This is a genomic window from Acidovorax sp. 106, assembly GCF_003663825.1.
Taxonomy (GTDB): Bacteria; Pseudomonadota; Gammaproteobacteria; order Burkholderiales; family Burkholderiaceae_C; genus Acidovorax.
Genome location: NZ_RCCC01000001.1, coordinates 2,987,557 through 3,002,300 on the forward strand (window position 1 = coordinate 2,987,557; position 14,744 = coordinate 3,002,300).

Genomic DNA, 14,744 nt, shown 5'->3' on the forward strand with positions numbered 1-14,744 from the left:
AGCAAACACCGCCGCCCTGGGGCGCGGTGGGATGGGGTGGGGCTCTGGAAGGCGGCACCAAGAGCCAAAGGCGCTGCCGCCGTGGCAGCGCCAGGGGGCGTTATTTCAGGACGTTGCCCGTGGTCACGTTGCCACCGGTCGTATTGATGTTGGTGGTGGTCGTGTCGCTGCCCTTGAGGGGCTTGGAGGCTTCGGCCTCACTCAGGATCCAGGCCGAGTGCAGCATGCCGCTGCTGGCTTCGATCACGTAGTTCACCTTGTAGGTCTTGCCGATCACGGTGTGGCGCTGCACCAGCGAGTTTTGGGGGCTGAACAGGCGCATGCCAGGGGCCATGCGGATGTCTTTGCTGTTGAGCTTGGCCTCTTGCACGCTCACGATGGTGAGTGTGCCGCGCAGGGCGGCTTCAGGGAAGTTGCGCACGTTGCCCAGCGGGTTGACCACCTGGGCCTGCACGGGCTCAAGCGCCAAGGCGCCCAGCAGGCCGATGAGGGCGGCTGCGGCAAGCAAGGGACGCCACAGGCGCGGGGTGCCTGCCTTGGGAAGGTTGGTGGTGGCAGGGTGGGGCAGGGTGCAGGGGGATGTGGTCATGGGGCGTGTCAGCAATTCGTGGTGTTCATCCAGGGGCTGGGGTGGCGATTTTACGGCGTTGGCCCTGGCGGGGGCGTTGTTTCGCGGCACGCAGGGGCTTTGTGCGCTGCTCTACACCCGCCACGCGGGCAACTGCCAATTGCGCCACAAGGCCAGGCCCCGCAGCCCGGCCGTCACCAGCACACAGGCCAGCAGCGGGCTCACCACGGCGCCATCGGCCTGGCGCAGCGCGATGTCGGCCCAGCCGCCCGCAAAGGCGCACAGGGCGTAGGGGCGGTGGTCGCTGAAGGCTTGGGGCACCTCGTTGCACAGCACATCGCGCAGCACGCCGCCAAACACGCCGGTGGTCACGCCCATCAGCACGGCTATCAGCGCTGGCATGCCCACGGCGGCGGCCATGTCCACCCCCACAGCGGCAAACAGGCCCAGGCCGATGGCGTCGGGCAGCAGCATGGCGCGCTCGGTGGGCTCAAAGTGGCGCTGGCGCATGAACAGCATGGCCGCCACGCTCAGCGCCAGAATGCCCCAGACAAACTCGGTGTGGCGCACCCAAAAGAAGGGGCGCTGGTCCAGCAGCAAATCACGCAGGGTGCCCCCGCCAAAGGCCGACACAAACGCCACCACGCACACGCCCACGGCGTCAAAGCGCTTGCGCGCCGCCATCATCACGCCCGACAGGGCAAAGGCCACGGTGGCGGCCACTTCCAGCGCCAAGCGCAGCAGTTCAATCCAGGGGGCATCGGTCCATTTCATGGGCGCGATTGTCGTGCCCCGCCCTGTGCTTGTGCCCAAAGTGCGGGTTTTGCGTGGTTTTTGCTATTTAATTGATAGCTGCCAGAGCTTGATATGTATGCGCTGCAGGCCTATTTTTGCCTTATTTGTGCCGTGTTTCGTTCCGGATTGGGCGGTCAGCCCAAGGGCAGCAGCACAGCGCCCAGGGCCAGGGCGCAACCGCCTGCACCCAGCCAGCCCAGCCGTGGGGCCCACAGGCGGGCGGGCGCGGGCCATTGGTTCATGGCCAGCACCAGGGCGCCGCCCAGCACCATCCAGGCGGCGGCTACCAGGGCCAGCGCGTCTACCCATTGGCCCATGGTCACAGCGGTGCCTCCTTGCAGCGCCAGCGTGGCCAGCACCACGGCGCGGGGGCGGCCCCAGGCGGCGGGCTCACCCCATGCCCGGGTCGATGTGCCGCGCGCCCATGCCGACAGGCCTAGCAGCGATGCCAGCACGGTGCTCAGGTGCGCAAAGTCGGCCAGGGTCATGCGGTGCTTTCTGTGCCTGGCCGTGGGTTGGGCGTCTGCCCCCGGTGCCGTGCCGTGCCCAGGCTGGTCCGCGCAGCGACGGTCTTTCCCATTGCCCACATGGGCTGCCACAGGCACAGCGCGGCGGCTACCGCAACCTGCGGCAGCCCAGATTTGTGCGCAAGGCCCACATAGGCCGCCCCGGCCAGCAGCCACAGCGCGGCGGCCCAGCGAGGCCACCAGTGCCGCAGCGTGGCTGCTGGCAGTGCCAGAAAAAAGGCAACGAGCAAGCCCGCCATGCCAGAGGGGCGGGCCGCCCCCGCAGCCACGATGTGCCCCAGCCGGAACGACTCCAGCGCCAAGGCCGCCACCACCACAAAGGGCCAGTGGGGCCAGGCAGCCATGCGCTGCCACCACGGGGCGCGAATGGGGGTGGAGTCGGCTTGCGCTGCGTTGACGAAAGCGCCCGCAGCGCCCGCCGCTCGGGTTGCGGCCCGAGGTGCATGAATGCGCGCTGGGGCCATCACCGCCGCCAGCGCAGCGCATGCCAGCGCACAGGCGCCCAGGCCCGCCAGCAGGCTGCCCGCCAGCGCGGTGCCCAGCGCCAGCCCGCTCAGCCCCAGCGCCAGCAACGCGGCCCCTGCTGCCCCCAGGGCCACGCGCCACAGCGGCAGCGGCCGCAGCGCCACCCCGGCGGCAGACAGTGCCAGCCACAGGCCTATCAAAACCCACACCGTCCAGGTGGGGCGCTGCGCCAGGGCAGGCCAGTGCGGTGGGATGGGGGCCAGATGCAGCGCCATGGCCCCGGCCAGTGCGACGGCCAGGGTGGCGTGCAGTGCCAGGTAAAAGCGGGTGGGGCGGTTCATGGGGCCGAGTGGGGGCGATGTCGATGTGTCAGGGCGCCGTGGCGTCAGCCGTGGCACGCACAGCGGGCCGCGCCACGTGCGCGGGCGCCGCCGTGCGGCGGCGCTGCTGGCGCGAGTCCAGCCAGATCAGGGTGCCAGAGAGGGACAAAAACGCGGGCGTCATGCCCAGCACAAAGTACAGCCACTTCAGCGTAAGCCCGCCAAAGTCGCCAAAGTGCAGCGGCTCCATCAAGCCATTGAATTGCGACCAGAACCCCTGGGTGCGCGGGTCGTGCACGCGGGTCAGTGCGCCGGTGGCCGCGTTGGCCTCGACCCTGGCAGTGCTTAGCAAATGCCCTTGCAGGCTGCCCGTGAAGGCCACGCTGGCGCTGGCCGTGCCCCAGCGCTGCAGCGATGCGTAGCGCGCTTGCAAGCCCGGGGCTGCTTGCTGCGCGGCGGCGTACAGCGCATCCAGCGACACCATGGGTGCCGGGGCGGCCGCAGCCGCTTTGCGAGAGGGTGCCGCTGCGCTGTCGGCCGCTGCCTGCGGGGTGGATGCTGGGGCGGGGGTGGTCAGGTACTTGAAGCTCTGCTCAAACAGCGGCGCCAGCCCCATCCAGGCGCCCGTGCCCGCAATCAGGATGTGAAAGCCCAGACCCCAGATGCCCACGCATTTGTGCAGGTCCGACATCACCACGCGCAGGCTGCGGCCCCAGCGTTGCGTGAACAGCTCGGCCAAAATCTTGCGGTGGATGACGATGCCCGTGCCAATCAGCACCAGCATGGCCGCCCCCAGAAAGCCCACGATCCACCGCGGCCCGAAGAACAGGAACACATGCAGCATGCGCAGGTACTGGCCGAGCTGGCTGTCCACCGGGCCCACCACCGCGCCGGTGTCAGCGCGCAGCGCGACCTTGGTGCGGGTGGCGGCCGGTGCCCCAGGCTCGCGCACAAAGGCGAAGTAGTGGGGGTTGATGGCATCGGGCAGCGCAATGGTCTCCACCATGGCGCCGGGGTAGCGGGCCTGCAGCTGCGCCAGCACGGTGTCCAACGGGGCGGGCGTTTCAGCACGCGGCAGCTGGGCCAGCGACGGGTTCGCCCACAGATCAATCTCGTTCTTGAACACCACCACCGAGCCCGAGAAGCACACGATGAACATCAGCAGCCCCGTGACGATGCCTGCCCACGAGTGCAGGACAAAAAGGCGGTTCAGGGTGCGCTGGCTGGTCATGGGTGGCTTGCTATGGCTGCTATGGGCGGCTTCAGGCCGCTATGTGCGGTTGTTGGCGGGGCAGTGGTGCGCCCCTACCGTTCGGTCTGGGCTGTCCAAGCCTGAGCGCCTTGCACGAGGCCCTTCGACAGGCTCAGGGCGAACGGGGCAAGGGCTCAGTGCCTGGCAAAACGGCGGTCAGAAGAAGTACGTTAGGCCCACGCTGAAGTTGCGCGGCAGCGACGGCGAGACCACGTTGGCATTGATCGCGCCGTCGTAGTACGCCTTGTCGAACAGGTTCTTCACGCCCGCCGTGATGCGGTAGTTCTCGCCCACGTAGCTGACGGACACATCGGCCACAAAGTACGACGGCAGCGTGAACGGGTACGAGCCGATCTGCTCGCTCACATACCGCCCGCCCATGCCCAGCGTCACGCGTGGGTACTGCGGTAGTTTGTAGGTGGCCCAGCCGGTGAGCGTGTGGCGCGGCGTGAGGTTCAGCGGGCTGCCCACAAGGGCGGCGTTGGTGTCGCGTGTGACCTTGGTCTGCGTGTAGGTGTAGGCGCTGGTCAGCTTCCAGCCGTTCTTCAGGTCGGCGCCCAGTTCGGCCTCCAGGCCGCGCGAGCGCTGCTGGCCCGTGGCCACGCTGAAGCCGGTGTTCATTGGGTCGGCCGTGGTCACGTTGTTGCGCACCAGGTCAAACACGGCGAGCGCGCCGGTGAGCTGGCCACCGGGTGCCTCGTACTTCACGCCCGCTTCCCATTGCTTGCCTGTCTCTGGCACAAAGGGCGTGCCGCCAAACGTCAGGCCCGATACCGGCAGGAACGATTCGCCATAGCTGCCATAGGCAGACCAGCCAGGCTTGAACTCGTACACCAGCCCAGCCGACAGCGTGGTGGCGCTGTCCTTCTGGCGCGTTTGCTTTTTCGCAAGCCTGTCGTCGATATCGTTGGTAGACCAATCGCGGCGCAGGCCCACCAGGGCCGTCCAGCCCTGGCCGAACTTGATCTGGTCTTGCGCGTACAGGCCCATCACGTTGAGCTTTTCGGGGGCATCGCTGGTGAAGTTGGTGGGGCAGGTAGCGGCCACGTCGTAGACTGGGTTGAACAGGTCGAGCGCACCAATGGTGCAGCGGCGCTGCGCTTGGTAGGAGTGGCCGGATCGCACGTCCAGCCCCGTCACCAGCTGGTGCTTTACGCCCAGCGCGTCAAAGCGCGACAGCAGCGAGGTGTCGGTAGCCAGCAGGTCGTAGTCCAGGTACTGGCGCGTTGCCTGGCGGTTTTGCAGCCGCTGGTTGGCCTGCAGCGCCAGGTTCGAGACAAAGTTGCCCGTGCCTTTCTCGCTTTCGTAGCGCACGTTTTGGCGAAAGGTCATGGCGTCCGACAGCCTGTGCTCCAGCGCATAGCCCACGGTTTTGCTCTCCACGTCGTACCCGCCAAAGCTCGGGTCGCCCGTGAACAGGGTGCGTGACAGGGTGCCATTGCGGTTGGGCAGCACCGTGCCGTAGGGCGAGATGCCCTGCTGGCGCATCCACTGGCTTTGGCTGTAGGTGGCAAACAGCACGAGGTCGGTCTGCGCGCCCAGGTCGACGGAGAGCGACGGCGCAAACCACCGGTCCTTGCGGTAGACGAACTGCGTGGGGTCGTCGGCATTCGAGACTTGCGCATTGATGCGCAGCGCCGTCTTGCCCGATTCAGACAGCGGCCGGTTGATGTCGGCCTGCAGCGTGCGCTGGCCAAAGCTGCCCACCTCCATGCCCACTTCGCTCAGTGCCTCCTTCTTGGGCCGCTTGCTCACCGCATTGACGATGCCGCCGGGCTGCACCTGCCCATACAGCACGGAGGCCGAACCTTTGAGAACTTCAAAGCGCTCGTACCCATACGGCTGCAACTTGGCCCACATGCCCGGGCTTTGCACCAGGCCATCGACCAGGATGGATTCGGTGGAGCGAAAGCCCCGGATGTTCAGGTCATCAAACCCCCGGCGCCCAAAGTTGACGGGGCTCACCCCCGCCACGGTTTGCAGCGCCTGCTGCACATTGGTGACCTGGCGCGACTCCATCTGCTCGCGCGTGACCACGCTGACCGACTGCGGCGTTTCCAGCCGCCGCATCGGCGCTTTGCTGGCCGTTTGCGCCTCTACGGGCGCAAAGCCCATGTCTTTTTCGGTGCTGGCGTTGATGCGGACTTCTTGGAGTTGTGGGGCCGTGGCGGTAGGGGTTGCCGCAGCGGAGTCGGCGGCCGGTGCATCGGCCTGCTGCGCCATGGCGGCTTGGGCGAGGCACAGTGCCAGTGGTGTCAGGGCGAAGAGGGTGGCCCGGCGGGCCGACGGACGTGAGGACGAACGAAGACGGGCGAGCGAAGAACGCGGCGACACCGCACGTGAGGGCTGAGAAGACATGGGAGTCCCGGTGGAAAGAGAGGCGGACGAACGCTGAGGGCGCTGGCTCGCGTGACTTTTCGGGACGCTGGCTGGCTGTGTAGAAGTATTTTAATGCGAATAGTTCTTGTTAGTTTTTTCTGTGGAATGATGCAATCCGAATCTGAGTAGGGCGAGTCTTCATGTTTCCAGGATGAGTTCAGTTTGGTTCCTGCGGGGCCTAGCGACCTCGAAAGATTTCCCAAATTCTGCGGGATACATTACGGCAACAAGGGAGATCAAATGACAACCAAAAAAGTAGCAGTGAAAGCTGCCAAAAAACGCACACCTGCGAGGCGAAGTCGCCGCACGTATTCAGACATCTTTCTTGACAAGTTGAAGGCGTTGTCGGGTGACCCACCAACTCTTGTGAACAACCGTGCCTTGCGGGAAGAACTCAATTGGGACCCAGATCGCTACAGCAGAATCAAAGATCAGCTTTTATCAGAAGGTCTAATCATTTCAAGCCGAGGGGGCCCTGGTGGTTCCGTCAGCCCGGTTGCTACTAACGGGCAAGCGTTGAAAGTGTTTCTCTCCTATTCCCATGTAGACACATCACTTAAGGACGAGCTTCTTAAGCACCTCAAGCCGCTGGAGCGGATGAAGCTCATCACAAGTTGGAATGATCGGAAACTTGTCCCGGGCGACCTTTGGGGTGATGAGATAAGCCGAAATTTGGAAGAAGCTGATCTCGTTTTGCTTTTGGTAAGCATCGATTTCATCAATTCAAAATACTGCTACGACATTGAGCTGGATCGTGCGCTTGAACGTCATTCAGAGGGCAAGTGCAAAGTCATACCCATTATTCTTCGAGGCTGTCTTTGGCAGCACACACCTTTTGCAAAGCTCCAGGCCTTACCGCGCGATGCGCAGCCAGCCCGGACTTGGCCCGATCTTGATGCGGCGATGTCCAACATCGCTGACGGTATTCGCGTACTCGCAGAACAAACACTTTCCAGTAGATAGCTCAAGCATCGATATGAAAGCTTTCCATCGAAAGGGTGGTTTCAATCGGCAAGCGGCTGGATTTGCACCTCCCGTCGATTCCGCCCCTCCCACTCCCCAAACTCCAACGGCCGAATCCCAAACCGCACGGCGTTCCCTGCATGCAGCGCGCCAAACTCGGTCAGCGTTAGCTGCACAAAATGCGTGTGGTCGGCCATCGCTACGGACGCAGGCATCCTGCGCTTCACCGCCTCCTCGGTAGGCGCCTCCCCCTGCCGCACGATGGCCCCAATCACCTCGACCAGCGCCTGCCGGTGCTGCAGCCGAAAAATGTCCGGCGGCACCAGGTTCTGCTTCACTGCCACGTACTGTTGGCATGACCGCTCGTACGCCCACACGAACACATCGCGCAGCAGGTCCACGCGGTTGAGTTCGTACACGCCCAGCATGCCGTCCACATACGCTTGCTGCGGCACGTCGATGAACGACAGCGGGCACAGGTTGTGGCGAATGAACGGGATGTTGGCGGCCAGGCGCGACACCCGTTTGTTCACGTCCTCAAACGGCTGCAGATAGGGCAGGTGCACCATCAAAAAGAAGGCTTGCTCGAACGGGTCGGTTATTTCTGCGGCCATCTGGGTGACGATGCTGAACAGTTCTTCAAGCCGCTGGGGTAGGGCGATGGGCAGGTAGACGCTGCCGCCAATCTCCACGGCGCGGCGGCGGATGCGGCCCACGGCGGCGGGGTCGGCCATCAGGCCATCGGACAAGAAGGCGTGCAGTGCGATCAGCGTTTCGGTGTTTACCCGGGCGTTTTCGGGGTTGAGCACCAGGTATTCGATGGCCTGCTTGTGGTTCAGGATCATCTGGGTTTCCAGCGCGTTTTTGCCTTCGGCGGCCTGGCCGAATTCGATCAGGCGTTCAGTGTCGAGGCGGCTGTAGGTGTTGCCTTCGAGGTGGGACGAGGCCCAGGACAGGTCAATGAGCAGGCGGTTGAGGATGTCTTTGGCGAAGGTGCCTGCGGGCGTTTGATCGGCGGGGGATCGGCCCAGCCCATGCAGTTGCTCGCGCAGGTCTGGCGGCAGGTAGGCCGTGTCGTTGGGGTGGTACTGCGACAAAAAATCCAGCTGGTAGCCCACCGGTTTGCGCAGGTGGCGGGGCTGGGAGATGGCGGCGCGGATTTCTGCGCCTTCTGTAGAGGTGGGGACGTAGTCGGCGGTGATGGGGGCGGCAGTGGCCCATGCTGCGGGCAGCGTAGCTTCGGCAGCCGGTTGCTGTGGATGGCTTGGATTGCTGGGGTGGTAGCGCGTGGCCCGACCCTCGCCGCGCACCGTGATGCGTCCTTGCTCTACCAGCCGCGCCAGGCGGCGCTGCAGGGTGCGGCGCTCGTGGGTGCCGCCTAGCTGCTGCAGAAGGGCGTCGCTGCTGATCCCGGCGGAGCCTGTGTTGTGAATCAACACTGCGAGCTGGTCCAGTTCTTGGGCAAGGGTAGGGCGGGGCATGGCAGGGGCTCCTCGTGTCGCAAGCGCAAATTGCGACAGAGTTTTGTCGCGAAAGCAGTTTACGCGACAAAAATCTGTCGCGAAAGCGGTTTGCGCGTCATGGCGTGGCGGTGCTCAATGCCAAGCTCCTTGTTTTTCGTTCCATCCGTTTGGGGTGGGGTTTTTATAGATGCTATGAAAAATATAGCTATTTGCGCAGGATGGACAACCGCTACGGCCTGTTTTTATCCAGATCCCTGGTCTGTGCAGCCCCATTCCCGTCTTCGGCACCTTCCCCCCCGCCATACCCCGGATACTTCCCCGCAGCCTCCAGCCCCGCGCTCTCCTGCCGCTCTTTGGCCATTTGCTCGGCCAACTGGGCGCGGCCTTCGCGGGCCACGGCGATGTATTTGGCCTGGTCTTTGTGGTGCGGGTACATGCGGTCGGCCAGGGCGATGTTGTGTTTGCGGAAGCGGTCGGTGAAGGTGGTGGCCTCGGCGGACGAGAGGCCCATCAGCTCCAGCACGGTGTGGGCGCTTTTGAGGCTGGCCTCGAACAGCTCACGCTGCACCAGCGTCACGCCCAGGTCGCGCAGCTTGTTCCAGTGGCTGATGTCGCGCGCGCGGGCCACGATCTGCAGGTGCGGGAAGTGTTCGCGCGCCAGCTTGGCGATTTTGAGGGACTGCTCGGGGTCGTCCACCGCCACGACCAGGATGCGGGCGCGCTCAGCCCCCGCAATGCGCAGCAGATCGAGCCGTGTGGCGTCGCCATAGAACACGCGGTAGCCAAAGGTGCGGGCCACCTCCAGCATGTCCACGCTGTGGTCGAGCACGGTGGTGTGGATGCCCTCGGCCAACAGCACGCGCGAGACGATCTGCCCGTAGCGGCCGAAGCCCGCAATGATGATGGGCGCCTCTTGCGGCTCGGAGATTTCTTCGGCCTGGGGTTTGATCTTGAGGCGGGCGTAGCGGCGCAGCAGCACGCGGTCCAGCAGCACCAGCAGCAGCGGGCTGATCAGCATCGACAACGCCACGGCGCCGATGAGCAGCGAGGCGGTTTCTGCCGGAAACACCTTGGCACCTGCGGCGGCCTGGAAGACCACAAACGCAAACTCGCCGCCTTGGGCCAGCAGCAGGGTGAACACGGGGCGCTCTTGGTAGGGGATGTTGACCAGCTTGGCCAGCGTGTAGATGACGATGGCTTTGGCCGCGAGGAAGCCGACCAGGATGGCCGCCATGAGGCCGGGTGAGCGCAGGATGACGCCAAAGTCGATGCTCATGCCCACGGCGATGAAGAACAGCCCGAGCAGCAGGCCCTTGAACGGCTCGATGTCGGCCTCCAGTTCGCGGCGGTATTCGCTGTCGGCCAGCAGCACACCGGCCAGAAAGGCCCCCAGCGCCATCGACAGGCCCACCAGCACCATCAGGTAGGCGATGCCCACCACCAGCAGCAGTGCGGCGGCGGTGAAGATTTCGGGGGTTTTGCTCTTCGCGATCCAGCGCAAGAGGGGGCGCAGAAGCAGACGCCCGCCCAGGATGATGGCGCCGATCACGCCGACGATCTTGAGGGCTTCGAGCGCCACATCAGTGGGCGTGTGGCCTGCGCCTTCGCCTGCCGCTGCGCCCAGGATGGGCAGCATCGCCAGGATGGGGATGGCCGCCACGTCTTGGAACAGCAGAATGGAAAACCCCGCTTGCCCGCTGCTGGTGCGCATGAGGTTGCGCTCGGCCAGCACCTGCAGCGCAATGGCGGTGGACGACAGGGCCAGCCCCAGCGCGCCCACCAGGCTGATGCGCCAGGGCAGCCCCGCCAGCCAGCCCAGTGCAAACAGCGCCGCCGCGCAGCCCAGCACCTGGGCGGTGCCGGTGCCAAAAATGGGGCGGCGCAGCGCCCACAGGCGGCTCGGTTGCAGCTCCAGCCCCACCAAAAAGAGCATGAGCACCACGCCAAACTCGGCAAAGTGCAGGATGTCTTGCACATTGCTCACCAGCCCCAGCCCCCAGGGGCCGATGGCAATGCCCGCGGCCAGGTAGCCAATGATGGAGCCCAGGCCCAGCGCCTTGGCCAGGGGCACGGCGAGCACGGCGGCGCTCAGGTACAGAAAGCCGTAGGTGAGCCAGGTGGGTGCGTGTTCCATGGGGCGGGCGGTGGGGCTTTGGTGTGGTGAGAGGAAGAGGCGGGTGTTTGCAGAATTTTGGCACCTGCGGTGGGTGGTGATTTTCTGCTATTGATTCAGTAGCGTTTCGCGCTTTGCCGGCTTGCTGTAGGGCAGATTTTGAGCCTGACCAAGGGCGCAAACTGGCGCTATGATGGCGCCCCTTCCTCCCCCTCATTGCGGTGCACCCCATGGATTTGCAAACTTGGCTGGCTTTTTTTGCGGCGTCTTGTCTGATTGCGGTGTCGCCGGGCTCTGGTGCGGTGTTGTCGATGAGCCATGGCCTGTCGTTCGGCGTGCGCAAGACCAGCGCCACCATTTTGGGCCTGCAGTTGGGCTTGCTGCTGATTTTGCTGATCGCCGGGGCGGGCGTGGGCTCGCTGCTGCTGGCGTCTGAGGTGGCCTTCAGCGTGGTGAAGGTGGGCGGCGCCTGCTACCTGATCTGGGTGGGCCTGAGCCAGTGGCGCGCGGGCGACCGCTCGCCCATCCACGGCGACGAGGCCGCACCCGCAGGCCCCTGGACCAAGCGCTGCCTGACCGGCTTTTTGACCAACGCCACCAACCCCAAGGGCATCATCTTCATGGTGGCCGTGCTGCCCCAGTTCATGACCGACACGCGCCCGTTGTGGACGCAGCTGCTGGTGATGGCCGTGACCACCATGGCCGTGGACGTGGTGGTGATGCACGGCTACGCTGCCGGGGCCAGCGCGCTGCGCCGCCTCATGCGCAGCGCCCGCGCCGTGCGTGTGCAAAATCGGGTGTTTGGCGGCCTGCTGATGGCTGTGGGCGCAGGGCTGTTCTTCGTCAAGCGCGGCGGGCAGCACGCCTGAGGCCTGGGAGGCCCCTGTCATCAGTGGCTTGGGTGTACTTTTGCTATTGATTTGGTAGCTGCTAGCGCTTATCAATCAAGCGCTGGTATCGAATTTATCTGTTGTTTTGCGCGTCCCGTCACAAGGAGATCGATATGCCAGTGGTTGTTGTTGCCAATCCCAAGGGCGGTGTGGGCAAGTCCACCCTCTCGACCAACGTGGCGGGTTACTACGCCAGCCGGGGGCACCCGGTCGTGCTGGGGGACATTGACCCGCAAAAATCTGGCCACCTGTGGCTGAGCCTGCGCCCCGCCAACGTGGCCGCCATTGGCCGCTGGGATACCGATGCCGACGCCCTGGCCAAGCCGCCCAAGGGAGCTACCCATGCGGTGCTGGACACGCCAGCTGGCCTGCACGGCAGCGCCCTCAAAGACGTGCTGAAGATCGCTGACAAGGTCATCGTGCCGCTGCAGCCCAGCATTTTTGACATCTACGCCACCCAGGCGTTTCTGGACAAGCTGCGCGAGCACCGCCATGCAGCGGGTGTGCAGGTGGGCATTGTGGGCATGCGGATTGACGAGCGCACCCGCTCGGCCGAGCAACTGCACCACTTTGTGGAGGGCCTGGGCCTGCCGGTGCTGGGCTATGTGCGCGACACCCAAAACTATGTGCATCTGGCCGCCCAGGGGCTGACGGTTTTTGACGTGGGCAGCACCACCCGTGTGGCGCGCGACCTGGAGCAGTGGCAGGGCATTTGCAGCTGGCTGGACGCCTGATGGAGGTTGGAGCGCTGAACAGGGGGCAGGCCAGCCCTGCATTCCTGTCGCGCGGCAGACAAGGGCTGTAGAAGGCCAGCGCTACATTGGGGCGATGAAAATCTTTCGCTCTTACACCGAAGTCAGCGCTTGCGTGGGCCAGGAAGTGGCCGTGACCGACTGGATCACCATCACGCAAGAGCAGGTCAACCTGTTCGCCCAGGCCACGGGCGACCACCAGTGGATCCATGTGGACCCTGAGCGCGCCAAGGCGGGGCCGTTTGGCGCACCGATTGCCCATGGCTTTCTCACGCTGTCGTTGATTCCGACATTTTTTGAGCAGGGCCTCACCATCGAAGGCGCCCGCATGGGCGTGAACTACGGGCTCAACCGCGTGCGCTTTACGGCACCCGTGCCGGTAGGCAGCCGCCTGCGGGCCCGCTTGGTGCTGCAGGCAGCCGAGCGCATTGAGCCCGATGGCATGCAGATGACTTGGTTGGTGACGGTGGAGCGTGAGGGCAGCGACAAGCCTGTGTGCGTGGCCGAATCGCTGGCGCGCAACTACGGCGCAGCGCCTTGAGTCTTGGCGGCTGGGCCGCTGAGCAGTTCATCCGTTAATCCGTTGAGCGTTGGCCTGCAGGCCAAGGCCGCAGCGCTCGCTTACACAGCAAAAAAGGCCTGCCGGGCAACCCGGGCAGGCCTTTTTGACGCTGGTGCAGTGGCGTGGACCGTTTGTGGGCAGATGCTGCGCCGGTCCTCGACTGCGTTGGCGTTGTGCGGGCGCTTATTCGGCGCTGGAGGTACGGCCCGCCTTGGCTGCGGCCATGGCGTCGTTGCGTGCATCGGTGCGGGCCAATGCAGAGCCGTTGACGTTCAGCGGCGCAGGCACGTTGTACCACTCGGAGTCTTGGGGCAGGGTGCCTGCAGCGCGGGCAGCCACCAGCTCAGCCACCACGGCTTCGCGGGTCAGGGTGCTGCCGGACTGGGCGCTCAGGGGGTAGTTGTTCCAGTCGCCATCGCGGGGCAAAGCCGAGTCGGCTTGTGCTGCAAAGGCGCTCAGGGCGAGGGTGACGGCGGCGAGGGTGCGGTACGTGTTCATGAGGATTCCTTCAAAAGTTGGGCTTTTCTCCAGACCCACTCCGATGCACAGTGCGCCGGTGGGGCCTGCCTCGGTGAGTGTCCGTAGCGGTGTCGCTCATCGATGGGGTGAACTTTATCTAGGGTTATCCCTTTGAAAAATAGCATCCTTGGCAATGAATAATTCGCAAAACAGAAATAATCCAACCTTTGGCTAAAACATAATTTCCCAAATGGATAGGCTTCTGACCATGCGTGTTTTCCAGGCCGTTGTGGACGAAGGCGGCTTTGCCGCTGCCGCACGGTGGCTTGAACTGTCGCCCCCGGTGGTGACGCGGCTGGTGGCTGACCTGGAGCAGCACCTTGGCACGCGGCTGCTGCAGCGCACCACGCGCAAGCTGGCCCTGACCGAGGCGGGCGACGCCTATCTGGCACGGGTGCGCAGTATCCTGCATGAGATTGAAGACGCCGAAGCGGCAGCGGCCGCCAGCACGCGCGACCTGCGCGGCACCATCCGCATCGTGGCGTCGCCGGTGCTGGCCACCAACTTCCTGGCTCCGCTGCTGGCCGAGTGGCATGCGCTGCATCCCCGACTGATGCTGGACATTGACATCGACGCCTATGCCTCCAGCCGGGTGGACGAGTTTGATGTGACCTTCATGGTGGCGGCAGAAAACTTCGACGCCAACATCGTCGCGCGCCCCTTGATGCAGGGCGAGTCGATTGTGGTGGCGGCCCCTTCCTATCTGGCGCGCAAAGGCTTGCCGTTGCCAGAGCAACCCCAGGACCTGTTGCAGCACGACTACCTGCGCGATTCGGGCATGGCAGGGCGGGCCCACTTGGGGCTAGGCCGCAAGCTGCGGCTCTTGCCCGTGGATGGGCGGCAACCGCCCCAAGAGCTGGAGGTGCCGTCGGTGGTGTTGCAGTCGATCAGCACTGAGGTGCTGATGCGTGCCGCAGTAGACGGCATGGGCGTGGCCGTGGCGCCGCGCCTGCTGGTGCATGAGCACCTGGCCCAGGGCGAGCTGGTGCAGTTGCTGCCAGGCTGGATTTACGCGCGCTACACCGTTTACGCCGCGCTACCCTCGGGCCGCATGCTGCCTGCGCGCACCAAGGTGTTTCTGGACTTTCTGAGTGAGCAGGTGCGCAAGTCCATGGCCATGCGCAAGCAGATCGAGAGTTGCTTGGGATCGCCTGCCGGCCAGGCATAGCGCTGCTT

General features: G+C 64.7%; 14 protein-coding genes. 5 read left to right on the forward strand and 9 right to left on the reverse strand.

What is annotated here, in order from left to right:
* Positions 1 to 100: 100 nt before the first annotated feature.
* The 6 genes from C8C98_RS13285 to C8C98_RS13310 all read right to left on the reverse strand — a co-directional run bounded on the left by C8C98_RS13285 (position 101) and on the right by C8C98_RS13310 (position 6,285).
* Complete coding sequence (locus C8C98_RS13285; RefSeq protein ID WP_370450395.1) at positions 101 to 589, reverse strand: hypothetical protein; 489 nt, start codon at positions 587 to 589, stop codon at positions 101 to 103.
* Positions 590 to 700: 111 nt separating this feature from the next.
* Complete coding sequence (locus C8C98_RS13290) at positions 701 to 1,342, reverse strand: trimeric intracellular cation channel family protein (RefSeq protein WP_121454667.1); 642 nt, start codon at positions 1,340 to 1,342, stop codon at positions 701 to 703.
* 155 nt (positions 1,343 to 1,497) lie between these two features.
* Positions 1,498 to 1,851 carry a hypothetical protein gene (locus C8C98_RS13295; RefSeq protein ID WP_121456251.1) on the reverse strand — a complete coding sequence of 118 codons (354 nt, stop codon included), beginning with the start codon at positions 1,849 to 1,851 and terminating at the stop codon, positions 1,498 to 1,500.
* Positions 1,848 to 2,696, reverse strand: coding sequence for a hypothetical protein (locus C8C98_RS21800; RefSeq protein WP_158600167.1), 849 nt, complete (start codon positions 2,694 to 2,696; stop codon positions 1,848 to 1,850). Before C8C98_RS21800 ends, C8C98_RS13295 begins: the two co-directional genes overlap by 4 nt.
* Positions 2,697 to 2,724: 28 nt before the next feature.
* Entirely contained in the window at positions 2,725 to 3,906 is a 1,182-nt protein-coding gene (locus C8C98_RS13305) for a PepSY domain-containing protein (RefSeq protein WP_121454668.1), read from the reverse strand.
* 177 nt (positions 3,907 to 4,083) lie between these two features.
* Positions 4,084 to 6,285: a TonB-dependent siderophore receptor gene (locus tag C8C98_RS13310; protein WP_121454669.1), complete on the reverse strand. Its 2,202-nt coding sequence runs from the start codon at positions 6,283 to 6,285 to the stop codon at positions 4,084 to 4,086.
* A gap of 261 nt (positions 6,286 to 6,546) precedes the next feature.
* On the opposite strand from C8C98_RS13310, the gene C8C98_RS13315 reads away from it, so the two are divergent.
* Entirely contained in the window at positions 6,547 to 7,269 is a 723-nt protein-coding gene (locus tag C8C98_RS13315; RefSeq protein ID WP_121454670.1) for a toll/interleukin-1 receptor domain-containing protein, read from the forward strand.
* A gap of 41 nt (positions 7,270 to 7,310) precedes the next feature.
* Here C8C98_RS13315 and C8C98_RS13320 read toward each other — a convergent pair whose 3' ends face one another.
* Positions 7,311 to 8,750, reverse strand: a complete 1,440-nt coding sequence (locus C8C98_RS13320; RefSeq protein WP_121454671.1) for a Fic family protein — start codon at positions 8,748 to 8,750, stop codon at positions 7,311 to 7,313.
* A gap of 211 nt (positions 8,751 to 8,961) precedes the next feature.
* Positions 8,962 to 10,866 carry a glutathione-regulated potassium-efflux system protein KefC gene (gene kefC, locus C8C98_RS13325; protein ID WP_121454672.1) on the reverse strand — a complete coding sequence of 635 codons (1,905 nt, stop codon included), beginning with the start codon at positions 10,864 to 10,866 and terminating at the stop codon, positions 8,962 to 8,964.
* Between the two features lie 209 nt (positions 10,867 to 11,075).
* Here kefC and C8C98_RS13330 point away from each other — a divergent pair, with 209 nt between their 5' ends.
* The 3 genes from C8C98_RS13330 to C8C98_RS13340 all read left to right on the forward strand — a co-directional run bounded on the left by C8C98_RS13330 (position 11,076) and on the right by C8C98_RS13340 (position 13,028).
* Positions 11,076 to 11,714, forward strand: a complete 639-nt coding sequence (locus C8C98_RS13330; protein ID WP_099658217.1) for a LysE family transporter — start codon at positions 11,076 to 11,078, stop codon at positions 11,712 to 11,714.
* Between the two features lie 134 nt (positions 11,715 to 11,848).
* Positions 11,849 to 12,469, forward strand: coding sequence for a ParA family protein (locus C8C98_RS13335; RefSeq protein WP_121454673.1), 621 nt, complete (start codon positions 11,849 to 11,851; stop codon positions 12,467 to 12,469).
* Positions 12,470 to 12,563: 94 nt separating this feature from the next.
* Positions 12,564 to 13,028, forward strand: a complete 465-nt coding sequence (locus C8C98_RS13340) for a MaoC family dehydratase (protein WP_121454674.1) — start codon at positions 12,564 to 12,566, stop codon at positions 13,026 to 13,028.
* A 204-nt stretch (positions 13,029 to 13,232) separates the two neighbouring features.
* Here the strand turns inward: C8C98_RS13340 and C8C98_RS13345 are convergent, their stop codons facing one another.
* Positions 13,233 to 13,547, reverse strand: a complete 315-nt coding sequence (locus tag C8C98_RS13345) for a DUF4148 domain-containing protein (protein ID WP_121454675.1) — start codon at positions 13,545 to 13,547, stop codon at positions 13,233 to 13,235.
* 229 nt (positions 13,548 to 13,776) lie between these two features.
* On the opposite strand from C8C98_RS13345, the gene C8C98_RS13350 reads away from it, so the two are divergent.
* Complete coding sequence (locus tag C8C98_RS13350; protein WP_370450397.1) at positions 13,777 to 14,736, forward strand: LysR family transcriptional regulator; 960 nt, start codon at positions 13,777 to 13,779, stop codon at positions 14,734 to 14,736.
* Positions 14,737 to 14,744: the final 8 nt, after the last annotated feature.